Consider the following 25,212-nt stretch of genomic DNA (forward strand, 5'->3'; position numbering starts at 1 on the left):
CTTTACAATATGATTAGCCCATTTATGTATCAAATAACTCTCTGATGATAACAAGGACTTGCCCATCATGAAACGCTTTAAAGAGAAAACAGTCGTCGTAACAGGTGCCGACTCACATATTGGTCGTGCAACTGCCATTCGTTTTGCGAATGAAGGTGCTAACGTCATACTCGTCGGACGCTCGACCGATACATTAAATCAAATCACTGAAGGGTTTCCACAAGACCGTACATGGATTCATACCGACAACTTTTTAACCATTGCTTGTGACATTGGTGTTGAGAGCCAAGTACAAGAGATGATAAAAAGAGTCATCGATAAGTTTGAAACAATCGATATATTGGTGAATAACGCAGCACAAACGACGCAAGGCAGAAATAGTGGGCTATCTACTGAACAGAAGAGTCCGGCTGTTGATGACTATTTAAGTGAAACCTTGTATGTCTGTCAGACGGCTATGCCTTACTTAATACAGAGTAAAGGTAGTATCATTAACGTTCCTTCATTTGCAGCTTGTAGTAGCGATCAGAGTGCAGCGACTTATGATGCTGCCACCTCAGGTATTACTGATTTGACCCGTACGTTGGCTTCGGCACACAGCGCAGACGGCGTGCGCGTTAATGCAGTAAATCCAAGCGTCACTCAGTCTGATATATCAGATGCGATTCAAAACACCGATATTCAAAATACTGATATAACAGATCTTCAAGCAAATATAGATGAATCATCAGATAATAGTCCATTAGGACGCTGTGCCACACCAAACGATATTGCCGCGGTGATTACTTTCTTAGCAAGCGATGATGCTGCCATGATTACTGGTACCAATTTGCCCGTCGATGGCGGTGTAAGCACTTCTAACCGTCAGTTACCTTTATAAGAAGTTTAATTATAAGCAACTTTATAAAGCCTTAATGTGTAAGGGCTCAAGATTAATAAGCGCAAACAAGAAACCCCTGATACTCCATATCAGGGGTTTTTTATAAATATAATCAGCTACTACTTAAAAAACTACTCCGCTGATTTATTAACGTCCTGTAGCGGCTGCGATAAACGCTCAGGATGTCTTGGAATTACACCTTGATATTGAGCATATATTTTTGGCAAATCGGCTTCGATATCTCCGGTAGGATAGACCAAAGGCATAAAGCGTATCTCTTTGGTATTGTAATCCAGCGCCACTGGCAAGATTGGCACACCGGCACCCACTGCTAAATAATAAAAGCCTGACTTCCAATTTTTGGTGTACTGACGCGTACCTTCTGGCGACAACCCCAAAAATAATGGCTCACTTGTTTTAAATTTATCAATACTCGCTTGTAATACGGAACCTTTATTACGGCGATCAATCGGAACAATACCTATCCAATGCAGCAACTGTGCAAGGACCGGCACCTTAAATAAGGTGTGTTTGCCCATAATACTGATTTTCAAATCGAGCGCAAACAAACTAGGTATCGCATATACACCGTCAATATTTGATGTATGCGGAAGCGCTAGCACCACCGCCTGTGGAATATTTGCTATCTCACCAACGGTACGCCAGCCTGCCGCTTTTAACAATGCAGACGCAATCACTGGCGCAATCTTGTTGCCGCGTCTAGGAACCAAATTCCCAAGCTGTTCTTTATTGAGACTTGGTAATGTTTTAGAGCGTGGCGGCTTAGCATTGTTAGCATTGTTAGCATTGTTAGCATTGTTAGCATTGTTAGCATTAGAGCGATTAAATAATTTTGATGTCATAACGGCACCATGTAGTAGAAGATATCCATATAATACCATTAAGCTGGTATCACTAATCTGGATTTTACATGCTTTTGTTATGTTATATCTTACTCAATCATGATTATAAATAATGCTAAGCGTCCTAAAAATAGCTATGAGATATCAGCTAGATTACCTTTGTCTTCTAGCCATATCTTACGATCAGCAGCACGCTTTTTGGCTAGCAGCATATCCATCACACTGTTGGTTAGTACCATGTCATCCATATCCAATTGAACCAGACGTCGAGTATCGCGATTCATGGTTGTTTCACGCAGCTGCTCGGCACTCATCTCACCCAAGCCTTTAAAACGTGTGATTTGGGCTTTTTTATTGCTCGGTACATTGGCTAAAATATGCTGAAGCTCGGTTTCATCTAACGCATAATGCACTTCTTTAGCCACATCGACGCGATAGAGTGGCGGCATTGCGACAAATAAATGACCAGCATCGACTAAGGCAGGAAAGTGCTTCACGAATAGCGCACAGATCAAGGTAGCAATATGCAGTCCATCAGAATCGGCATCCGCTAGGATGCATACCTTGTCATAACGTAGCTCAGATAAATCGTCAGATGCCGGATCAACGCCAATGGCAATCGCAATATCATGAATTTCTTGACTCGAGAGCACTGTATCTGATGAGACCTCCCAAGTATTTAAAATCTTACCGCGTAGAGGCAGTATCGCTTGATAATGACGATCACGTGCTTGCTTGGCACTACCACCAGCAGAGTCTCCTTCTACTAGGAACAGCTCTGCGCCATCACGCAAATCCCCACGACAGTCTGCCAACTTACCCGGCAATGCTGGCCCTTGCGTGATTTTTTTACGTGCGACTTTCTTGGCTGATTTTAGACGACGTCCTGCTTTATTAATCGCTAGCTCTGCGATTTGCGTGCCCATATCAGCATGTTGATTTAGCCACAGACTAAAGGCATCTTTTGCCAAAGTCTGAACTGCTCCAGCTGCTTCACGACTAGACAGACGCTCCTTGGTTTGCCCAGAGAACTGCGGTTCAGAAAACTTGAGTGACAGGATATAATTTACCCCATCCCACACGTCTTCTGCTGTCAGCTTTACACTACGCGGTAGTAAATTATGAATATCACAAAACTCACGCAATGCCTCTAAGATACCCGTTCGCAGCCCATTGACGTGCGTACCACCTTGAGCTGTCGGAATTAGATTTACGTAGCTTTCTTGAATCGGTGTACCGCCATCAGGTAACCAAGACAGTGCAAACGTAATGCCTGCTCGCTCGCCGCTTTTTGCCTCATAGTTATAATAAAATGGCGCTTCAGGCAAGGTCTCCAGACCATCTAGCTGCTCGCTTAGATACTCAACCACACCATCAGTGAACTGCCAAACCACCTTTTCATCATTAATCTCATCGGTGAATTCAATCGTCAGTCCAGCTGCTAGCACTGCTTTGGCTTTCAAATTATGCTTGAGCTGCTTTACATTGAATTTTGGCGTATCAAAGAAACTACCATCTGCCCAAAAGTGCACTTTAGTACCGCGTTTGCGCTTATTCGAGCTGACCGCTTCGGTCAACGGCGTGACTGGTGCGCCGCTTTCAAACGCCATATCAAACTGTGTGCTATCACGCCATACCGTCACTTCAACACGCGTTGATAGCGCATTGACGACAGAGATACCCACGCCATGCAAACCACCTGACACCTCATAATTGGAGGTCGAAAACTTCCCTCCTGCATGTAAGCGAGTCAAAATCAGCTCAATACCTGATTGGTTAAATTCAGGATGAATATCCGTTGGCATACCGCGTCCATCATCTTCGACAGACAACGACCCATCACTATGCAATTGAACCTTGATAGTTTTGGCGTAACCACCCAATGCCTCATCGACGGAGTTATCAATAACTTCTTGCGCCAAATGATTGGGGCGGGTGGTATCGGTATACATACCTGGACGACGACGTACTGGCTCAAGTCCTTCTAAAACTTCTAACGATTGCGCATTATATTGACTCACAAATGCATCCTTAACTGTTCGCGTGCGTTTAATTCTATCAAACCATTATAACGAAAAATAGCGACATTAACGTTAACAGTCCATCGCTTACGTCATATAATGTCGTCTGTTTAGACCCGTCCTAAATCTTGTAGCATATCTATCACCATTGGCAACTGTTTATCAAAGTCACTAAATCTATGATCACCACCTGCTTGCACCGTTACCGATGCGCCCTTACTCCGATAAAAAGCTTTAGACAATTCAGAATTTAACAGCTCATCGCCTTTTTTCAGTAGCACAGCAACTTTATCGGGATAATTTACTGCTAAAAGTTGATGTTCTGCAAACCATTGTAAATCTGAGGGAGTAATATTCCAGCCGCCCGCCGTCGTATGCAGGACTTTGTTATTAGGTAACCCATCACTGCTATCTCGATTTGATATCGATGCATTATAAAAACGCTGTAGGGTGATATGAGGCTGAGTACTGGGATTTAGCAGTAACGCTGGGCAGCCTAGATGGTTGCTTATTAATGTGGAAAAATAACCACCTAATGAGCTACCGATCAGTACAGTTTTAGCACCTTTATTTAATTCGGTTACCAATTTAACTAACTGCTCAAAAACTTGCTCAGGAGCACTATTCAGGTTAGGACGATAAACATTGATATCAGAATGGTGCTGATGGCAATAATCCTCTAGCAACCTACCTTTGGTAGAGTTCGCATCACTGTCCAGTCCATGGATATAAATCAGGTTCACGTATCATCTCACTTATTAATTTTGTTATGATTATCTTATATAGGCTAGTGAAGCTAAGCATAGCACCCGCTAGACAAAAGTAATAACAATAAAACGGCACACTATTAGTCAGTATTTGCGACATAAGAATATTGTCATAGTGATTGTATGCAGGTCAAAGGAATGACGGTAATAGCAATGGAGTCGCCATGAACCAACAGTTTGAACTGTTTGATATCACCAATCCATGTATTGGTGTTTGCACGAGCAATAAAAAAGGCTATTGCTTTGGTTGCCTGCGCAGTCGTCCTGAGCGTCAGTTATGGCATGAGATGACGACTGAACAGCGTCGTGAAGTGCTACGGCTCATCGTTGGGCGTAAACAGCGTATTGAACAGATGAGACAGCGTAAAGGAGAGCAGTTAGGATTTGATTTTGAAGAAGAGTTTGAAATTGAGGAGTTGTTTTAAAAATAAAAAAGTCAAATATTATTTTTAAATTTCTAATTGTATTTATTTCCACTCTTTTGGATCAGTACTATAGTTTTGAGCCATAACCTTCCGCAACTCTGTAAAAATATCAGGTAATTCTTCGAATACCTCTTTAGAAACATCTATAAATATAGGTAATGAGAAATTAGTACGCATACCTTCTTGCCAATTGTTCCAAGTACTTTTTCTTACTCTACCTGATTTACGCAAGAATATTTGTTCATTACAAAAATCCATATAATTGTATATTTCATTTGAAGCTTGTTTTATTTCTTCACCGATCAAACTTTTCCCAATCAATGCATTATAGGGAATATTTTGAGATATATCTCGATACTCTTTAGAAATAGAATCTTCGAAAGTTGTCTTAGACTGCTCCGTATTTCTCCAAACTTGATATATAGCAACCATAACTCCTAGAGCAGTTGCATACGGAGCTAAGAAAACATAATTTTTTAGTAACTCAATGATAATTTTCTGTCCCTATAAAATAATACTGTATTAAGTGAAAAAACTATCGACTGAACATCATTTACTTTTTAGTAGGACAATTTGATCAATTAAGTTGTTTGAGTCATACCTCACTTCATACGCCATGTTATTACCATCGAATGCTCCTTCTGTAGGAGTGCCAACGACTTCCCATAAGCCTAGAGTTAATATATCAGCTGTTCCATGAAGAACAGCTCTCCCAGCTTTAGCTCCTTTGCTATAACCTTGGGTGAAAGAGTAAATTTCATACTTTTTACCATCATCACGCACTCCAGCTACTGTTGGAAGACCAAACTCAGCTAAGAGCATACTACGTGGAGTTCCAACTTTAAAAAGATCAACGTCTTTTTTGTCTGGTTGGTCAACAGCCATAAAAACTGCACAGCTAGAAATTGAAGTAACAAAAAAGAAAACGATTAAAACTCTTAACAGTTTAGACATTGTAGGCCTTTTATATTTCAAAATTAAAGGGTCGAATATAATACATCTATTTACAGGACATGAATAATATAGCAATAAAACTCTCATTAATGATTCATTAAATGATTTTTAAAAATTATCATTTCCATTCTTCAATTAAGTTACTAAACTCCTTAAGAATCAAACTCCCTAACGAATTAACATTGAGAGTTCAACTCTGAATGGAGAGTTGATAAATAGTTAGAGCACCATTAAGACGTAATATAGCTTTGCTATGAAGATAGCTAGAAATAAAAAACAAAACCTCAGCCAAAAGAAAACCCCCAACGAATTAACGTTGGGGGTTTATCTAGGAATAGAGAGCTGACGATGACCTACTCTCACATGGGCGAACCACACTACCATTGGCGCGACGATGTTTCACTTCTGAGTTCGGGAAGGGATCAGGTGGTTCCATCGTGCTATTGTCGTCAGCAAAGGGGGTTAGATATGAGTCTGTTATTATTGTTTTGACGTCAAGATATTATCTATTGGTCGACCAACTTGTAACCTAACTGAATCAAGGTTAAAGGTGATATCGAAATTATATATATTCTAAAGCTTTCGCTTTACAAGATAGATTAATTAGAGCTTTCATACAAACCACTTGGGTGTTGTATGGTCAAGCCAAACGAGCAATTAGTACAGGTTAGCTACATGCATCGCTGCACTTCCACACCCTGCCTATCAACGTCGTAGTCTTCAACGGCTCTTTAGGGAAATCTAATCTTGAGGTGGGCTTCTCGCTTAGATGCTTTCAGCGATTATCCCATCCGAACGTAGCTACCGGGCAATGCCACTGGCGTGACAACCCGAACACCAGAGGTTCGTCCACTCTGGTCCTCTCGTACTAGGAGCAGATCCTCTCAAATTTCCAACGCCCACGGTAGATAGGGACCGAACTGTCTCACGACGTTCTAAACCCAGCTCGCGTACCTCTTTAAATGGCGAACAGCCATACCCTTAGGACCTGCTTCAGCCCTAGGATGAGATGAGCCGACATCGAGGTGCCAAACACCGCCGTCGATATGAACTCTTGGGCGGTATCAGCCTGTTATCCCCAGAGTACCTTTTATCCGTTGAGCGATGGCCCTTCCATACAGAACCACCGGATCACTAAGACCTACTTTCGTACCTGCTCGACTTGTGGGTCTCGCAGTTAAGCGCGCTTTTGCCTTTATACTCTACGACCGATTTCCGACCGGTCTGAGCGCACCTTCGTACTCCTCCGTTACTCTTTAGGAGGAGACCGCCCCAGTCAAACTACCCACCATACATTGTCCTCGGTATTGTTATACCTGAGTTAGAACCCCAACATGACCAGGGTGGTATTTCAAGATTGGCTCCACAAACACTAGCGTGTCTGCTTCAAAGCCTCCCACCTATCCTGCACAAGTCAGGTCAAAGTTCAATGTAAAGCTGTAGTAAAGGTTCACGGGGTCTTTCCGTCTAGCCGCGGGTACACAGCATCTTCACTGCGATTTCGATTTCACTGAGTCTCTGCTGGAGACAGCGCTGCCATCATTATGTCATTCGTGCAGGTCGGAACTTACCCGACAAGGAATTTCGCTACCTTAGGACCGTTATAGTTACGGCCGCCGTTTACTGGGGCTTCGATCAAGAGCTTCGCTTACGCTAACCCCATCAATTAACCTTCCAGCACCGGGCAGACATCACACCCTATACGTCCACTTTCGTGTTTGCAGAGTGCTGTGTTTTTAATAAACAGTTGCAGCAGCCTGGTATCTGCGACTGCCAACAGCTCAAGGAGCAAGTCCTATCACCATCGGCAGCGTACCTTCTCCCGAAGTTACGGTACCATTTTGCCTAGTTCCTTCAGCAGAGTTCTCTCAAGCGCCTTGGTATTCTCTACCTGATCACCTGTGTCGGTTTAGGGTACGATTCGTTTATAACTATTGCTTAGAAGCTTTTCCTGGAAGCATGGTATTTGCCACTTCGCTGTACAAGTACAGCTTGCTATCAGATCTCAGCATAGTGACAGTCCGGATTTGCCTAAACTGTCTGCCTACATCCTTTCACCTGGACAACCAACGCCAGGCTGACATAACCTACTCCGTCCCTCCATCGCATTATAAACAAGTATCGGAATATTAACCGATTTCCCATCGACTACGCCTTTCGGCCTCGCCTTAGGGGTCGACTCACCCAGCCCCGATTAACGTTGGACTGGAACCCTTGATCTTCCGGCGTGCGAGCTTTTCACTCGCATTATCGTTACTCACGTCAGCATTCGCTCTTGTGATACCTCCAGCATGCCTTACGACACACCTTCACAGGCTTACACAACGCTCCCCTACCACTTGAAAACAAATTCAAATCCGCAGCTTCGGCTCCTAGTTTGAGCCCCGTTACATCTTCCGCGCGGGCCGACTCGACTAGTGAGCTATTACGCTTTCTTTAAAGGATGGCTGCTTCTAAGCCAACCTCCTAGCTGTCTATGCCTTCCCACCTCGTTTCCCACTTAACTAGGAATTTGGGGCCTTAGCTGGCGGTCTGGGTTGTTTCCCTCTCCACAATGGACGTTAGCACCCACTGTGTGTCTCCCGGATATCACTCATCGGTATTCGGAGTTTGCATCGGTTTGGTAAGTCGGTATGACCCCCTAGCCGAAACAGTGCTCTACCCCCAATGGTGTTCGTCCGAGGCGCTACCTAAATAGCTTTCGGGGAGAACCAGCTATCACCGAGTTTGATTAGCCTTTCACCCCTATCCACAAGTCATCCCCTAGCTTTTCAACGATAGTGGGTTCGGTCCTCCGGTGCCTGTTACGGCACTTTCAACCTGCTCATGGATAGATCACTCGGTTTCGGGTCTATGCCCTGCAACTAAACGCCCTATTAAGACTCGGTTTCCCTACGGCTCCCCTAAACGGTTAACCTTGCTACAGAACATAAGTCGCTGACCCATTATACAAAAGGTACGCGGTCACCCTAATAAATTAAGGCTCCCACTGCTTGTACGCACACGGTTTCAGGTTCTATTTCACTCCCCTCACAGGGGTTCTTTTCGCCTTTCCCTCACGGTACTGGTTCACTATCGGTCAGTCAGGAGTATTTAGCCTTGGAGGATGGTCCCCCCATCTTCAAACAGGATTTCTCGTGTCCCGCCCTACTTAATATGTTAACGCTAATGTTTCGAATACAGGACTATCACCTACTACGGTCAGCTTTCCCACGCTGTTCTTCTACATTAGCATTAATCGGCTTCTCCCCGTTCGCTCGCCGCTACTTGGGGAATCTCATTTGATGTCTTTTCCTAAGGGTACTGAGATGTTTCACTTCCCCTCGTTTGCCTCTTGTACAAGTACAAGATACCTACCTTATGGTAGGTGGGTTTCCCCATTCAGAAATCTCCGGATCACAGGATATTGCCGCCTCCCCGAAGCTTATCGCAGGCTGTCACGTCTTTCATCGCCTCTGACTGCCAAGGCATCCACCATGTGCGCTTCATTACTTGACCATACAACCCCAAGTAGTCTTTCTCTATAAATAGAGTTAGATTTCTAAGTGCTATATAAGTCTAATTATGATAACGATATCACCTAATTTTATACGCTTGATTCAGTTCTCTTTACTTTTTTAATAACCCACCACTGGGATAACAACTGATGTCGTTAAGTAGTGAGTTATTAAGGTTAGAAACAACGCGTGAACACGTGTTCCTAACCCAGACTCATATCTATGTTTTTAAATAGTCTCTGTGCTCTCGTCGAGTCACAGATTCTGTATAAAACAGAAAGAAGTAATCTTGCCTTTACTAAGGCGAATCACTTGTTTCTATTTGATACCTATTTATTTATTAGCATCTAAAGATTCGTTTATTATGTGGTGGAGCCAAACGGAGTCGAACCGTTGACCTCCTGCGTGCAAGGCAGGCGCTCTACCAACTGAGCTATGGCCCCTAATAATGGTAGGCCTGGGCAGACTTGAACTGCCGACCCCCGCGTTATCAACACGGTGCTCTAACCAGCTGAGCTACAGGCCTGTACGAGGCATATACCTCTAGCTAATAAACTAGCTTAAACTAAAGAACAACTTGTTGTGAATTCTTGCTGACCGAATGCCATCTATAAGGAGGTGATCCAGCCGCAGGTTCCCCTACGGCTACCTTGTTACGACTTCACCCCAGTCATCAACCACACCGTGGTGAACGCTCCCCCGAAGGTTAAGCTATCCACTTCTGGTGCAATCAACTCCCATGGTGTGACGGGCGGTGTGTACAAGGCCCGGGAACGTATTCACCGCGGCATTCTGATCCGCGATTACTAGCGATTCCTACTTCATGGAGTCGAGTTGCAGACTCCAATCTGGACTACGATAGGCTTTTTGAGATTCGCATCACATCGCTGTGTAGCTGCCCTCTGTACCTACCATTGTAGCACGTGTGTAGCCCTGGTCGTAAGGGCCATGATGACTTGACGTCGTCCCCGCCTTCCTCCAGTTTGTCACTGGCAGTATCCTTAGAGTTCCCGGCTTAACCCGCTGGTAACTAAGGACAAGGGTTGCGCTCGTTGCGGGACTTAACCCAACATCTCACGACACGAGCTGACGACAGCCATGCAGCACCTGTATTCTAATTCCCGAAGGCACTCCCGCATCTCTGCAGGATTCTAGATATGTCAAGACCAGGTAAGGTTCTTCGCGTTGCATCGAATTAAACCACATGCTCCACCGCTTGTGCGGGCCCCCGTCAATTCATTTGAGTTTTAACCTTGCGGCCGTACTCCCCAGGCGGTCTACTTATTGCGTTAGCTGCGTCACTAAGTCCTCAAGGGACCCAACGACTAGTAGACATCGTTTACGGCGTGGACTACCAGGGTATCTAATCCTGTTTGCTACCCACGCTTTCGAGCCTCAGTGTCAGTATTATGCCAGAAGGCTGCCTTCGCCATCGGTATTCCTCCAGATCTCTACGCATTTCACCGCTACACCTGGAATTCTACCTTCCTCTCACATACTCTAGCTCAACAGTATCAGATGCAGTTCCCAGGTTGAGCCCGGGGATTTCACATCTGACTTATCGAGCCACCTACGCTCCCTTTACGCCCAGTAATTCCGATTAACGCTTGCACCCTCTGTATTACCGCGGCTGCTGGCACAGAGTTAGCCGGTGCTTATTCTGCAGCTAATGTCATCGTCTCCGGGTATTAACCGAAGAGTCTTCTTCACTGCTTAAAGTGCTTTACAACCAAAAGGCCTTCTTCACACACGCGGCATGGCTGGATCAGGGTTTCCCCCATTGTCCAATATTCCCCACTGCTGCCTCCCGTAGGAGTCCGGGCCGTGTCTCAGTCCCGGTGTGGCTGATCATCCTCTCAGACCAGCTACAGATCGTCGCCATGGTAGGCCTTTACCCCACCATCTAGCTAATCCGACTTAGGCTCATCTAATAGCGAGAGCAGTAAACTGCCCCCTTTCTCCCGTAGGTCGTATGCGGTATTAATACGAGTTTCCCCGTGCTATCCCCCACTACTAGGTAGATTCCTAAGTATTACTCACCCGTCCGCCGCTCGACGCCTGATAGCAAGCTATCATCGTTTCCGCTCGACTTGCATGTGTTAAGCCTGCCGCCAGCGTTCAATCTGAGCCATGATCAAACTCTTCAGTTTAATCTTGCTATGAAGTCCTTTAAAGAGACTTCTAAACTTGGCTCATCTAATCTGGCAAAATCGCTAAAAATTATGTTCGTAATGAATTAACTTTGAGTTTTTTTACTGTCTTAAATGATAATTTTTATAGTTAGAATTCTATCGAAAAGATAGTCAACCAACTTTATTTTTTAGCATTCTGAATCAGCAAAAATCCACACAAGTTGTTCTTTAGTTATGCTTTTAAATAATGTCTCTACTGTCGTCCAGTAAGAGTATTCTTACTAAATATGCTAAACCAATCTGGCTTATCCTATTTAGCGAGCTGACCATCATATCATGTTTTAATAGTCTGTCAACTTCTTTTCTTAATTTGTTTCAACTCGGTAATCTAAGTGATAAGTTGGTTAACTTATTGCCTAGCTTCCTTTGCTGTGGGGCGTATTATATAGATTCTGACTGGAGTGTCAACTGCTTTATCAAAGGTTTTTAAACTAATTTAAGTAGGGTTTAAATAGTCGATATTTTTCAATGGGTTAGAGAAAATATTTATTTGGATGACTTTAGCTCTAACTGGTAAAGAACTATATAGATCGTCTATTTAGCTGAAATTGATCCGCTTTAAGACTGTTATGAGCTTGGATAGCACTTTAAATATCATGTCATGAAACTCATTTAACCAGCTAAATAACTCACGAGCTCTAAAAAACGAACTCAAAGAAGTCTCTAAATCTTCAAATCAAATGAGAAATCCTCTTATTTCCAAACCGCACACGAAAGAAAACCCCCTTTGCATAAGCAAAGGGGGTTTATCTAGGAATAGAGAGCTGACGATGACCTACTCTCACATGGGCAAACCACACTACCATTGGCGCGACGATGTTTCACTTCTGAGTTCGGGAAGGGATCAGGTGGTTCCATCGTGCTATTGTCGTCAGCAAAGGGGGTTAGATATGAGTCTGTTATTATTGTTTTGACGTCAAGATATTATCTATTGGTCGACCAACTTGTAACCTAACTGAATCAAGGTTAAAGGTGATATCGAAATTATATATATTCTATAGCCTAGGCTATACAAGATAGATTAATTAGAGCTTTCATACAAACCACTTGGGTGTTGTATGGTCAAGCCAAACGAGCAATTAGTACAGGTTAGCTACATGCATCGCTGCACTTCCACACCCTGCCTATCAACGTCGTAGTCTTCAACGGCTCTTTAGGGAAATCTAATCTTGAGGTGGGCTTCTCGCTTAGATGCTTTCAGCGATTATCCCATCCGAACGTAGCTACCGGGCAATGCCACTGGCGTGACAACCCGAACACCAGAGGTTCGTCCACTCTGGTCCTCTCGTACTAGGAGCAGATCCTCTCAAATTTCCAACGCCCACGGTAGATAGGGACCGAACTGTCTCACGACGTTCTAAACCCAGCTCGCGTACCTCTTTAAATGGCGAACAGCCATACCCTTAGGACCTGCTTCAGCCCTAGGATGAGATGAGCCGACATCGAGGTGCCAAACACCGCCGTCGATATGAACTCTTGGGCGGTATCAGCCTGTTATCCCCAGAGTACCTTTTATCCGTTGAGCGATGGCCCTTCCATACAGAACCACCGGATCACTAAGACCTACTTTCGTACCTGCTCGACTTGTGGGTCTCGCAGTTAAGCGCGCTTTTGCCTTTATACTCTACGACCGATTTCCGACCGGTCTGAGCGCACCTTCGTACTCCTCCGTTACTCTTTAGGAGGAGACCGCCCCAGTCAAACTACCCACCATACATTGTCCTCGGTATTGTTATACCTGAGTTAGAACCCCAACATGACCAGGGTGGTATTTCAAGATTGGCTCCACAAACACTAGCGTGTCTGCTTCAAAGCCTCCCACCTATCCTGCACAAGTCAGGTCAAAGTTCAATGTAAAGCTGTAGTAAAGGTTCACGGGGTCTTTCCGTCTAGCCGCGGGTACACAGCATCTTCACTGCGATTTCGATTTCACTGAGTCTCTGCTGGAGACAGCGCTGCCATCATTATGTCATTCGTGCAGGTCGGAACTTACCCGACAAGGAATTTCGCTACCTTAGGACCGTTATAGTTACGGCCGCCGTTTACTGGGGCTTCGATCAAGAGCTTCGCTTACGCTAACCCCATCAATTAACCTTCCAGCACCGGGCAGACATCACACCCTATACGTCCACTTTCGTGTTTGCAGAGTGCTGTGTTTTTAATAAACAGTTGCAGCAGCCTGGTATCTGCGACTGCCAACAGCTCAAGGAGCAAGTCCTATCACCATCGGCAGCGTACCTTCTCCCGAAGTTACGGTACCATTTTGCCTAGTTCCTTCAGCAGAGTTCTCTCAAGCGCCTTGGTATTCTCTACCTGATCACCTGTGTCGGTTTAGGGTACGATTCGTTTATAACTATTGCTTAGAAGCTTTTCCTGGAAGCATGGTATTTGCCACTTCGCTGTACAAGTACAGCTTGCTATCAGATCTCAGCATAGTGACAGTCCGGATTTGCCTAAACTGTCTGCCTACATCCTTTCACCTGGACAACCAACGCCAGGCTGACATAACCTACTCCGTCCCTCCATCGCATTATAAACAAGTATCGGAATATTAACCGATTTCCCATCGACTACGCCTTTCGGCCTCGCCTTAGGGGTCGACTCACCCAGCCCCGATTAACGTTGGACTGGAACCCTTGATCTTCCGGCGTGCGAGCTTTTCACTCGCATTATCGTTACTCACGTCAGCATTCGCTCTTGTGATACCTCCAGCATGCCTTACGACACACCTTCACAGGCTTACACAACGCTCCCCTACCACTTGAAAACAAATTCAAATCCGCAGCTTCGGCTCCTAGTTTGAGCCCCGTTACATCTTCCGCGCGGGCCGACTCGACTAGTGAGCTATTACGCTTTCTTTAAAGGATGGCTGCTTCTAAGCCAACCTCCTAGCTGTCTATGCCTTCCCACCTCGTTTCCCACTTAACTAGGAATTTGGGGCCTTAGCTGGCGGTCTGGGTTGTTTCCCTCTCCACAATGGACGTTAGCACCCACTGTGTGTCTCCCGGATATCACTCATCGGTATTCGGAGTTTGCATCGGTTTGGTAAGTCGGTATGACCCCCTAGCCGAAACAGTGCTCTACCCCCAATGGTGTTCGTCCGAGGCGCTACCTAAATAGCTTTCGGGGAGAACCAGCTATCACCGAGTTTGATTAGCCTTTCACCCCTATCCACAAGTCATCCCCTAGCTTTTCAACGATAGTGGGTTCGGTCCTCCGGTGCCTGTTACGGCACTTTCAACCTGCTCATGGATAGATCACTCGGTTTCGGGTCTATGCCCTGCAACTAAACGCCCTATTAAGACTCGGTTTCCCTACGGCTCCCCTAAACGGTTAACCTTGCTACAGAACATAAGTCGCTGACCCATTATACAAAAGGTACGCGGTCACCCTAATAAATTAAGGCTCCCACTGCTTGTACGCACACGGTTTCAGGTTCTATTTCACTCCCCTCACAGGGGTTCTTTTCGCCTTTCCCTCACGGTACTGGTTCACTATCGGTCAGTCAGGAGTATTTAGCCTTGGAGGATGGTCCCCCCATCTTCAAACAGGATTTCTCGTGTCCCGCCCTACTTAATATGTTAACGCTAATGTTTCGAATACAGGACTATCACCTACTACGGTCAGCTTTCCCACGCTGTTCTTCTACATTAGCATTAATCGGCTTCTCCCCGTTCGCTCGCCGCTACTTGGGGAATCTCATTTGATGTCTTTTCCTAAGGGTACTGAGATGTTTCACTTCCCCTCGTTTGCCTCTTGTACAAGTACAAGATACCTACCTTATGGTAGGTGGGTTTCCCCATTCAGAAATCTCCGGATCACAGGATATTGCCGCCTCCCCGAAGCTTATCGCAGGCTGTCACGTCTTTCATCGCCTCTGACTGCCAAGGCATCCACCATGTGCGCTTCATTACTTGACCATACAACCCCAAGTAGTCTTTCTCTATAAATAGAGTTAGATTTCTAAGTGCTATATAAGTCTAATTATGATAACGATATCACCTAATTTTATACGCTTGATTCAGTTCTCTTTACTTTTTTAATAACCCACCACTGGGATAACAACTGATGTCGTTAAGTAGTGAGTTATTAAGGTTAGAAACAACGCGTGAACACGTGTTCCTAACCCAGACTCATATCTATGTTTTTAAATAGTCTCTGTGCTCTCGTCGAGTCACAGATTCTGTATAAAACAGAAAGAAGTAATCTTGCCTTTACTAAGGCGAATCACTTGTTTCTATTTGATACCTATTTATTTATTAGCATCTAAAGATTCGTTTATTATGTGGTGGAGCCAAACGGAGTCGAACCGTTGACCTCCTGCGTGCAAGGCAGGCGCTCTACCAACTGAGCTATGGCCCCTAATAATGGTAGGCCTGGGCAGACTTGAACTGCCGACCCCCGCGTTATCAACACGGTGCTCTAACCAGCTGAGCTACAGGCCTGTACGAGGCATATACCTCTAGCTAATAAACTAGCTTAAACTAAAGAACAACTTGTTGTGAATTCTTGCTGACCGAATGCCATCTATAAGGAGGTGATCCAGCCGCAGGTTCCCCTACGGCTACCTTGTTACGACTTCACCCCAGTCATCAACCACACCGTGGTGAACGCTCCCCCGAAGGTTAAGCTATCCACTTCTGGTGCAATCAACTCCCATGGTGTGACGGGCGGTGTGTACAAGGCCCGGGAACGTATTCACCGCGGCATTCTGATCCGCGATTACTAGCGATTCCTACTTCATGGAGTCGAGTTGCAGACTCCAATCTGGACTACGATAGGCTTTTTGAGATTCGCATCACATCGCTGTGTAGCTGCCCTCTGTACCTACCATTGTAGCACGTGTGTAGCCCTGGTCGTAAGGGCCATGATGACTTGACGTCGTCCCCGCCTTCCTCCAGTTTGTCACTGGCAGTATCCTTAGAGTTCCCGGCTTAACCCGCTGGTAACTAAGGACAAGGGTTGCGCTCGTTGCGGGACTTAACCCAACATCTCACGACACGAGCTGACGACAGCCATGCAGCACCTGTATTCTAATTCCCGAAGGCACTCCCGCATCTCTGCAGGATTCTAGATATGTCAAGACCAGGTAAGGTTCTTCGCGTTGCATCGAATTAAACCACATGCTCCACCGCTTGTGCGGGCCCCCGTCAATTCATTTGAGTTTTAACCTTGCGGCCGTACTCCCCAGGCGGTCTACTTATTGCGTTAGCTGCGTCACTAAGTCCTCAAGGGACCCAACGACTAGTAGACATCGTTTACGGCGTGGACTACCAGGGTATCTAATCCTGTTTGCTACCCACGCTTTCGAGCCTCAGTGTCAGTATTATGCCAGAAGGCTGCCTTCGCCATCGGTATTCCTCCAGATCTCTACGCATTTCACCGCTACACCTGGAATTCTACCTTCCTCTCACATACTCTAGCTCAACAGTATCAGATGCAGTTCCCAGGTTGAGCCCGGGGATTTCACATCTGACTTATCGAGCCACCTACGCTCCCTTTACGCCCAGTAATTCCGATTAACGCTTGCACCCTCTGTATTACCGCGGCTGCTGGCACAGAGTTAGCCGGTGCTTATTCTGCAGCTAATGTCATCGTCTCCGGGTATTAACCGAAGAGTCTTCTTCACTGCTTAAAGTGCTTTACAACCAAAAGGCCTTCTTCACACACGCGGCATGGCTGGATCAGGGTTTCCCCCATTGTCCAATATTCCCCACTGCTGCCTCCCGTAGGAGTCCGGGCCGTGTCTCAGTCCCGGTGTGGCTGATCATCCTCTCAGACCAGCTACAGATCGTCGCCATGGTAGGCCTTTACCCCACCATCTAGCTAATCCGACTTAGGCTCATCTAATAGCGAGAGCAGTAAACTGCCCCCTTTCTCCCGTAGGTCGTATGCGGTATTAATACGAGTTTCCCCGTGCTATCCCCCACTACTAGGTAGATTCCTAAGTATTACTCACCCGTCCGCCGCTCGACGCCTGATAGCAAGCTATCATCGTTTCCGCTCGACTTGCATGTGTTAAGCCTGCCGCCAGCGTTCAATCTGAGCCATGATCAAACTCTTCAGTTTAATCTTGCTATGTAACCCTTTAAAGAGGCTACTAAACTTGGCTCATCTAATCTGGCAAAATCGCTAAAAATTATGTTCGTAATGAATTAACTTTGAGTTTTTTTACTGTCTTAAATGATAATTTTTATAGTTAGAATCCTATCGAAAAGATAGTCAACCAACTTTATTTTTTAGCATTCTGAATCAGCAAAAATCCACACAAGTTGTTCTTTAGTTATGCTTTTAAATAATGTCTCTACTGTCGTCCAGTAAGAGTATTCTAACTAAATATGCTAAACCAATCTGGCTTATCCTATTTAGCGAGCTGACCATCATATCATGTTTTAATAGTCTGTCAACTTCTTTTCTTAATTTGTTTCAACTCGGTAATCTAAGTGATAAGTTGGTTAACTTATTGCCTAGCTTCCTTTGCTGTGGGGCGTATTATATAGATTCTGACTGGGGTGTCAACTGCTTTATCAAAGGTTTTTAAACTAATTTAAGTAGGGTTTAAATAGTCGATTGTTTTCAAATACTTAAAGCATTAATTATCTTTACTGTCATTAAATAATCTTGTAAATGCACCTTTAGTCATAAATGACCCTATTTAATTGCATTACCACTGCCTACTATCAATCTATTTTGAGTAGCTGCTTTATCGCTAAAAAGCCTTTTATTTGAGTGTATTGATATTGGTATAGAAAGCACCTATATATGGAAACTTGATATGGAAACTTGTTAACGACCATATAGATGGGTATTCATAACTGCCCTTAGTCCCCATGTATCTAGTGTTAATAGACATTTTTTGCTATAATAGCTGACTTTATAATATTACTTAATGGCGCTTCTTATTATTATAAGACTTAGCTAAGAGGTTGCTAATTTGAGCCTTTGCCTTTAAGTAATATCTATCTCTTACAACATATCATAGTGATTAGATATAATTGACGCAGTCTTACGGTTATATGATTGATGGTTGCAATCATCACTGCCAACGGACGCAAAAAGGTGAATAGATTATGGTAGCGATTACTTTACCCGATGGTAGCGTAAAAAACTTCGAAGGTAATACAACGGTCATGGAAGTGGCGCAAAGTATTGGGACAGGGCTTGCTAAAGCGACTGTCGCTGGACGTGTGGATGGTCAATTGGTAGATGCGCATGACCCTATCGCCCATGATGCGAAAGTTGAAATCGTTACACCAAAAGATGATGACGGTGTCGATATCATTCGCCATTCTTGTGCTCACCTATTAGGCCATGCCGTTAAGCAGTTATATCCTGATGTGAAAATGGTGATTGGTCCCGTTATCGATGATGGTTTTTATTATGACATCTATAGCGAAATGCCTTTTACGCCTGAGCATATGGCAGCCATTGAAAAACGCATGATGGAGCTCATCAAGCAAGATTATGACGTTATCAAAAAAATAACGCCACGTGCTGAAGTCATTAGAATCTTTGAAGAACGTGGTGAAGAATATAAGCTTAAGCTGATTAATGATATGCCAGGCGAAGAAGCCTTTGGTCTATATCATCATCAAGAATATGTCGATATGTGCCGTGGTCCACACGTGCCAAATACCCGCTTCTTAAAAGTCTTTAAACTGACCAAAATGTCAGGTGCTTATTGGCGCGGTGATGCCAAAAATGAACAGCTTCAGCGTATTTATGGTACGGCTTGGGCGGATAAAAAAGATTTAAAAGCCTATATCCAGCGTATTGAAGAAGCCGAAAAACGTGACCATCGTAAAATTGGTAAAGCGTTAAATCTATTCCATATGCAAGAGCAAGCACCAGGTATGGTGTTTTGGCATGCCAATGGTTGGACGATTTATCAAGTACTTGAGCAATATATGCGTAAAGTGCAGCACGATAATGGTTATGAAGAGATTAAAACGCCGCAAATTGTCGATCGTAGCTTGTGGGAGCGTTCTGGACATTGGGGCAACTATGCCACCAATATGTTTACCACTTCGAGCGAAAATCGCGATTATGCGGTAAAACCGATGAATTGTCCTTGTCACGTGCAAGTCTTTAATCAAGGCTTAAAATCTTACCGTGACTTGCCATTACGTATGGCAGAGTTTGGTTCATGCCACCGTAACGAACCATCAGGTTCGCTCCATGGTTTGATGCGGGTTCGCGGTTTTACTCAAGATGATGCTCATATCTTTTGTACACAGTCGCAGATTCAACAAGAGGTCGCTGATTTTATTAAGCTGACCCTTGCTGTTTACGAAGATTTTGGTTTTGATAATATCATTATGAAACTATCGACTCGTCCTGAAAAACGTGTCGGTAGCGATGAATCTTGGGATTTTGCAGAAAAAGCATTAGCCGATGCATTGGATAGTTCCGGTCTTGACTGGGCTTATCTACCAGGTGAAGGCGCGTTTTATGGTCCGAAGATTGAATTTAGTCTGAAAGACTCATTAGGTCGCGTATGGCAGTGCGGTACTATTCAGGTTGACCCGAATATGCCTGAGCGTCTTGATGCCGAATTCGTCAATGAGCAAAACGAGCGCGAAGTACCGATTATGTTGCACCGTGCCATCTTAGGTTCATTTGAGCGCTTTATCGGTATCTTGATTGAGAACTATGCCGGTTGGATGCCAGTATGGCTAGCGCCGCAACAAGTAGTAGTCATGAATATCACAGATAAACAGGCAGATGCGTGTGAAAATGTGGTCAATGAGTTGAAACAAGCAGGCTTACGCGCCATTAGTGACTTGCGTAACGAAAAGATTGGATTTAAGATACGAGAGAAAACATTAGAACGTATTCCCTATATGCTAGTATTAGGGGATAAAGAAGTCGAATCAGGCAGCGTCAACGTTAGGACTCGCGAAGGCGAAAATCTGGGCGTGATGAGTGTCGCTGAATTTATCACATTAGTAGAAGCAGCTGTTGCCGAAAAGGGCCGACAGATCCCAAAAATAGATCAGGAGTAATACCTATTAAACAGTCAAACCGTTTGAACATTAATGAAGATATCAGTGCCAAAGAAGTCCGTCTGGTCAAAGAAGACGGTGAACAAATGGGCGTGGTCGATATCGACACCGCGATGAAAGCGGCACGTGAAGACAGTCTAGATTTAGTAGAGCTGGTTCCCGAAGCCAAACCGCCAGTATGTAAAATCATGGATTATAAACATTTCCTCTATGATCAGAAGCAAAAGGCGAAAGAAGCTAAAAAGAACCAAAAGCAGACTCAGCTAAAAGAGATGAAGCTACGTCCTAGCACTGAAGAAGCCGATTATCAGGTTAAACTGAGAAAAATCGTTAGCTTCTTAGAAGATCAGGATAAAGTTAAAATTAGCATCCGTTTCCGCGGACGTGAAATGGCGCACCAAGAAATTGGTCGCAAGCAACTTGATCGTATCATTGAAGATACGGCTGATATCTCAAACGTCGAACAGTATCCTAAGATGGAAGGTCGTCAAATGGGTATGCTGTTAGGACCTACTAAGAAGAAATAGACTTTTCAATCGTCTATTCTTAGTAGTGGCTGTGTTTATATAGATATTCATGATTTCCCACCACCAATATGCTACGGCATATTGGTGGTTTTTAGTATGTAGGGCTTAATAAGCATATTTATAGTTAATTATGACACTTGTACCTCTTTGACTATCGTTCACCTTAAATATATGAAGCCGACAGTGCTTTACAAAACCCATCTTCTCAACCTTTTCATTACACGGTAATCTAAAGACCTACTCTATCTTTATGAATCATAATTTCAATAAAAACAATTAAACTGATAAAAATAATCCATACCTCGACTACAAATGTCACTGATAAAAAATATAACCTCTTTTAGATATCATAGGAAGCCTTATGCAAGAATTAACCCCACCTGCTAACACCTCTACACCAACGATCACTCTAACCGCGCCAGAACCTGTTAAAGAGATACAAAAAAGTGAAGCAGATCAGATGGTCAAGTTAGATGACAGTGATATTCCAGAGCTTGATGCCAAAGTAGATGCTTTTGTCGATCATGTTATCAATAACTCTGTACACAGCTCTGAATTTCAACAAAACGTCCAATCTATTCATAATTTGGGTAATAAAGAAATCCGTGAATCGGCGCAAGTGTCTAACCGTATGTTAGAGCTACCCGCTAAAAGCCTGAATGACAGCTTATTTGATAACTCCCCTATTGCAAAATCATTGACGGAGCTGCGCGGTATCGTCGAAGATTTGGACCCCAGCAAAAAAGAGCTGACCAGCTCACGTAAGCTATTTGGCTTGATTCCATTTGGTAATAAAGTACAAGACTATTTCCGTCAGTATGAGTCAGCGCAATCTCATATTAATGCGGTAGTAACGAGTCTATATAATGGTAAAGATGAGCTGCTCAAAGACAATGCTATGATTGAGCAAGAAAAAATTAATATGTGGGAGCTGATGCAATCGATTCGCCAATATATCTATGTGGGTAAAAAAATCGATGAGCAGCTCGAGCAAAAAGTCTATGCGATAGAAGCGACTGACCCTGAGAAAGCACGTATTATTAAAGAAGAGATGCTGTTTTATGTTCGCCAAAAAAATACCGACTTTTTGACACAATTGGCGGTAAACGTTCAAGGTTATTTAGCATTGGATACTATCCGTAAAAACAATTTAGAGCTGATTAAAGGGGTAGATCGCGCCACTACTACCACTATCTCAGCCCTACGTACGGCAGTGGTTGTCGCACAAGCCATGACTAACCAAAAACTGGTGCTTGACCAAATTACTGCTTTGAATAAAACGACCAGTAGCTTGATTGAATCAACTTCGGCAATGCTCAAGCGTCAATCACTTGAGATTCATGAGCAAGCGACCAGCAGCACTATTGAGCTTGATAAATTGCAAAATGCCTTCAATAATGTCTATGACACCATGGATATGATTAGCAATTATAAAATTGAAGCGCTTGAGAATATGAAGCAAACGGTCAATACCTTGACCACTGAGGTTGATAAAGCCCAAAAATACCTTGATAAATCTAATCAGACCACGGTATTAGAAGTATCAAAAGAATTGAACATGGAAAAAATAACCAATAAATCAAATACGGTCGATATTGATATTTGATTTAGATAAGCATTCACTTTTAATAAAATTTGACCACTAACGACTACTCGCTATCAAATACAGATAAGACAATTGACCTAAGATATTGGGACGTTGTTCGTGTTAAGATAGTCATTATTAATAATTTAAAAATAGATACGGTAATTTATGAGTTGGAATGATCCAAACGCCTCAAGTGAGGCACAAAAATATGATAACCCGATTCCTAGTCGCGAGCTTATATTAAGCACGATTAATGAACACGGTGAAATCACCCATCAGCAATTGGCAAAAGCCTTTAATATTGCTGATCCTGACCAGTTTGACGCTTTGGGCAACCGCCTAAAAGCGATGACACGCGATGGACAAGTCAATCGTGACGGTCGCCCTTATCGCTATCGTACAGTCACTCAGCACGACATCGTCACCGGTACAGTAACAGCCCATCCAAAGGGCTTTGGCTTTGTATTATTAAGTGATATGCCTGACCTATTCTTGCATGAAAAACAAATGCGTTGGGTCTTTAATGGCGATACAGTAGAAGCCGTTGGCACGTCAACAGACAACCGCGGTCGTACTGAAGGTCGTATCGTTGATGTCGTTGAGCGTCGTCAAAATCATTTTATCGGTACGCTGGCTCATGATGAAGACGGTTACTGCGTTGAGCTTGGTAGCCCAAATAACCATCAGCCGATTACCGTTACAGAAGACAATGTACAGGCTTTCAATGCTAAGCAAGGCTCGCCGGTAAAAGTTGATATTATTGATTGGCCAAATCAGCATGAATTTGCCACGGGCAAAATTACTGAAGTCTTATCTGATGACAATGATCGCGAACTGATCATTGAGACTACGTTACTTAATTATGATATTCCATCAGAGTTCAGTGAAGCGGCGCTCAATCAAGCAAATGATTATAAAGAGCCGACTGAAAAAGATCTAAAAGGTCGTGTCGACTTACGTGAGTTGCCATTAGTGACGATCGATGGTGAAGATGCTCGTGATTTTGATGATGCTGTGTTTGCAGAAAAGCGTTCTGGTGGTAATTATCGCGTCTTGGTAGCGATTGCGGATGTCAGTTATTATGTGACACCGAACTCGCCACTTGATCAAAATGCCTACGAGCGTGGTACGTCAGTATATTTCCCGCATCAAGTGATTCCTATGTTGCCTGAAGTACTGTCTAATGGTCTCTGTTCGCTGAACCCTAATCTTGATCGCCTCTGTATGGTTGCCGATATTAAGATATCACGTGCTGGTAAAATCACCAGTTATGAGTTTTATCCTGGCGTCATGCACTCGCAAGCGCGCTTGACTTATAATCAAGTGAACGCTTATCTTGAGAATCCAAAAGACAGTAGCGTTCCAAAATCGTTGACAGAAAATAAAGAGGTCAAAAAATCTGTCGATACCTTACATCAATTGTATGAGCTACTCCTCAAAAAGCGTGAAGAGCGTCATGCGATGGAGTTTGAGACCGTTGAAACTTATATTAAGTTCAATGAAAAAGGTGGTATCGAAGCCATCTTGCCTCGTACGCGCGGTGATGCGCAAAAGCTTATCGAAGAATGCATGTTACTTGCCAATACCTGTGCAGCAAACTTTGCGCTAAAAAACGAGCTGCCTGTGTTATATCGTAATCATGATAAGCCTGATGGCGAAAAGTCGATGCGTATCCATGAATATGCCAAAAACTTTGGTCTAAGCTTCCCAGAAGAAAATCCTACTCAAGCGGATTATCAACGTATCATTGAAGCGACTAAAGAGCGTCCTGACGCTATCAGTATTCATAGCATGCTGTTACGTTCGATGATGCAAGCGAACTATTCACCTGACAATATCGGTCACTTTGGTTTGGCTTACGACGAGTATAGTCATTTTACCTCGCCGATTCGTCGTTATCCTGACTTAATGTTGCATCGTGCGATCAAGGCGAAAGTGACAAATGCCAAACAGCCTGTGATGGATTTTTCATTGGAAGGTGCTGGCATGCAAACCTCAGATACTGAGCGCCGTGCTGAAAAGGCTTCACGCTACGTAGAATCATGGCTCAAATGTCATTATATGAAAGATCATGTCGGCGAAGAGTTCGATGGTGTCGTAACTACCGTCACAAACTTTGGTTTATTTATTACTCTGACGGATTTGTATATTGATGGTTTGGTGCATATCTCAAACGTTGGTGACGATTTCTTTGTTTATGATGAGCAGCAGCAACAGCTTATCGGTAAAGATAGAGGCACAGTGTTTGGGCTGGGCGATTTGGTTAAAGTGAAAGTAGCTGGTGTTAATATGGATCTGCTACAAATTGACTTTGGTTTACAAGCAAAGCTGCACTCTAGTAAAATGAATCAAACTAAGAAAGATCATTCAAACGCTAGTCAGCCAAACCGCAGCTCCACAAGCAAAGATCAGCCAAAGAAATCACCTGCGAAGAGAAGCGGCAGTCGTGGTGGTAGAGGCAGTAGTAAAAAGAGCTAAACCAGCTTGAATCTA

Annotated in this window: 11 protein-coding genes, 4 tRNA genes and 6 rRNA genes; 6 read left to right on the forward strand and 15 right to left on the reverse strand. The window is 43.9% G+C overall.

The annotated features are described in order from the left end of the window. Positions 1–67 precede the first annotated feature (67 nt). The gene (locus PSYCG_RS12515) at positions 68–880 is read left to right on the forward strand and encodes an SDR family NAD(P)-dependent oxidoreductase (RefSeq protein WP_020444503.1); all 813 of its coding nucleotides are present in this window, start codon (positions 68–70) and stop codon (positions 878–880) included. 131 nt (positions 881–1,011) lie between these two features. Here the strand turns inward: PSYCG_RS12515 and PSYCG_RS12520 are convergent, their stop codons facing one another. From PSYCG_RS12520 to PSYCG_RS12530, 3 genes are all read right to left on the reverse strand, one after another. Further along, a complete protein-coding gene (locus PSYCG_RS12520; RefSeq protein WP_020444504.1) occupies positions 1,012–1,743 on the reverse strand; it encodes a lysophospholipid acyltransferase family protein in 732 nt (243 codons plus the stop codon). A 134-nt stretch (positions 1,744–1,877) separates the two neighbouring features. After that, entirely contained in the window at positions 1,878–3,764 is a 1,887-nt protein-coding gene (gene parE / locus PSYCG_RS12525) for a DNA topoisomerase IV subunit B (RefSeq protein WP_020444505.1), read from the reverse strand. Between the two features lie 110 nt (positions 3,765–3,874). Beyond that, positions 3,875–4,507, reverse strand: coding sequence for a YqiA/YcfP family alpha/beta fold hydrolase (locus tag PSYCG_RS12530; RefSeq protein ID WP_020444506.1), 633 nt, complete (start codon positions 4,505–4,507; stop codon positions 3,875–3,877). 188 nt (positions 4,508–4,695) lie between these two features. Between PSYCG_RS12530 and PSYCG_RS12535 the strand changes: the two genes are divergently transcribed. Next, positions 4,696–4,956, forward strand: coding sequence for a DUF1289 domain-containing protein (locus PSYCG_RS12535; protein ID WP_020444507.1), 261 nt, complete (start codon positions 4,696–4,698; stop codon positions 4,954–4,956). Between the two features lie 42 nt (positions 4,957–4,998). Here the strand turns inward: PSYCG_RS12535 and PSYCG_RS12540 are convergent, their stop codons facing one another. The 12 genes from PSYCG_RS12540 to PSYCG_RS12595 all read right to left on the reverse strand — a co-directional run bounded on the left by PSYCG_RS12540 (position 4,999) and on the right by PSYCG_RS12595 (position 17,668). Beyond that, a complete protein-coding gene (locus PSYCG_RS12540; RefSeq protein WP_020444508.1) occupies positions 4,999–5,388 on the reverse strand; it encodes a hypothetical protein in 390 nt (129 codons plus the stop codon). A 117-nt stretch (positions 5,389–5,505) separates the two neighbouring features. Continuing rightward, positions 5,506–5,910, reverse strand: coding sequence for a hypothetical protein (locus PSYCG_RS12545; protein WP_020444509.1), 405 nt, complete (start codon positions 5,908–5,910; stop codon positions 5,506–5,508). A 340-nt stretch (positions 5,911–6,250) separates the two neighbouring features. Next, positions 6,251–6,364 (reverse strand): 5S ribosomal RNA (gene rrf, locus PSYCG_RS12550). 182 nt (positions 6,365–6,546) lie between these two features. Beyond that, positions 6,547–9,408 (reverse strand): 23S ribosomal RNA (locus tag PSYCG_RS12555). A gap of 366 nt (positions 9,409–9,774) precedes the next feature. Then, a tRNA-Ala gene (locus PSYCG_RS12560) sits at positions 9,775–9,850 on the reverse strand. A 6-nt stretch (positions 9,851–9,856) separates the two neighbouring features. Further along, positions 9,857–9,933: transfer RNA gene (locus tag PSYCG_RS12565), tRNA-Ile, on the reverse strand. A gap of 85 nt (positions 9,934–10,018) precedes the next feature. After that, a 16S ribosomal RNA gene (locus PSYCG_RS12570) occupies positions 10,019–11,557 on the reverse strand. A gap of 804 nt (positions 11,558–12,361) precedes the next feature. After that, positions 12,362–12,475, reverse strand: a 5S ribosomal RNA gene (gene rrf, locus PSYCG_RS12575). 182 nt (positions 12,476–12,657) lie between these two features. Further along, positions 12,658–15,519, reverse strand: a 23S ribosomal RNA gene (locus PSYCG_RS12580). Positions 15,520–15,885: 366 nt separating this feature from the next. Then, a tRNA-Ala gene (locus PSYCG_RS12585) sits at positions 15,886–15,961 on the reverse strand. Between the two features lie 6 nt (positions 15,962–15,967). Beyond that, positions 15,968–16,044, reverse strand: a tRNA-Ile gene (locus tag PSYCG_RS12590). 85 nt (positions 16,045–16,129) lie between these two features. Further along, positions 16,130–17,668, reverse strand: a 16S ribosomal RNA gene (locus PSYCG_RS12595). The 16S, 23S and 5S rRNA genes sit together here with 4 tRNA genes alongside, the layout of an rRNA operon. A gap of 1,001 nt (positions 17,669–18,669) precedes the next feature. Here PSYCG_RS12595 and thrS point away from each other — a divergent pair. The 4 genes from thrS to rnr all read left to right on the forward strand — a co-directional run bounded on the left by thrS (position 18,670) and on the right by rnr (position 25,197). Beyond that, positions 18,670–20,604 (forward strand): threonine--tRNA ligase, encoded by a 1,935-nt coding sequence (gene thrS, locus PSYCG_RS12600; RefSeq protein ID WP_020444510.1) that lies wholly within the window; start codon positions 18,670–18,672, stop codon positions 20,602–20,604. Positions 20,605–20,627: 23 nt separating this feature from the next. Continuing rightward, positions 20,628–21,131: a translation initiation factor IF-3 gene (gene infC / locus PSYCG_RS12605; protein WP_011281352.1), complete on the forward strand. Its 504-nt coding sequence runs from the start codon at positions 20,628–20,630 to the stop codon at positions 21,129–21,131. Positions 21,132–21,492: 361 nt separating this feature from the next. Then, positions 21,493–22,737 carry a toxic anion resistance protein gene (locus PSYCG_RS12610; RefSeq protein WP_020444511.1) on the forward strand — a complete coding sequence of 415 codons (1,245 nt, stop codon included), beginning with the start codon at positions 21,493–21,495 and terminating at the stop codon, positions 22,735–22,737. A 147-nt stretch (positions 22,738–22,884) separates the two neighbouring features. Further along, on the forward strand, positions 22,885–25,197 hold the full coding sequence (gene rnr, locus PSYCG_RS12615) for a ribonuclease R (RefSeq protein WP_020444512.1): 2,313 nt from the start codon (positions 22,885–22,887) through the stop codon (positions 25,195–25,197). The last annotated feature ends 15 nt before the right edge of the window (positions 25,198–25,212 follow it).

The sequence above is a fragment of the Psychrobacter sp. G genome (assembly GCF_000418305.1).
Taxonomy (GTDB): domain Bacteria; phylum Pseudomonadota; class Gammaproteobacteria; order Pseudomonadales; family Moraxellaceae; genus Psychrobacter; species Psychrobacter cryohalolentis.